Source organism: Cupriavidus sp. WS (assembly GCF_000395345.1).
GTDB lineage: Bacteria > Pseudomonadota > Gammaproteobacteria > Burkholderiales > Burkholderiaceae > Cupriavidus > Cupriavidus basilensis_B.
In genome coordinates, this window is sequence record NZ_AQPL01000770.1 from 1 (window position 1) to 365 (window position 365).

General features: G+C 72.1%; 1 protein-coding gene. It reads right to left on the reverse strand.

Annotated features, from left to right (window positions below):
- The coding region (locus K206_RS44170) for a hypothetical protein (RefSeq protein ID WP_043368104.1) at positions 1-365 on the reverse strand (365 nt) is incomplete at both ends.

The window sequence follows — 365 nt, forward strand, 5'->3', positions numbered from 1 at the left end:
CGCGGCGGTTCAGTTCGGCGTAGGTGAGCGTCTGTCCGTCGGCTTCCAGCGCGATGGCGTCCGGCTGCCGGTCAGCGTGCGCCTCGAACAGGCGATGCACCGGCACGAACGCCGGGTAGGCCTGCGGATTGCGGCCCAATGCCAGCAGGCGGGCCTGCTGGTCTTGCGGCACCGGCGCGACTTGTCCCAGCGGGCGGGCGCCGTCCTCGCTCATCCGCGTCATCAGCGCGAACAGGCTCTGCGCCAGCATGCGCGCATGCGGCTCGCCCAGCCTCGCGCGGTCGAAGCGGCAGGTCAGGCGCAGCGTGTCGGTGTGGGCGAGGACCAGCGTCAGCGGGTAGTTGGTCTCGGCGCGGTTGCGCACG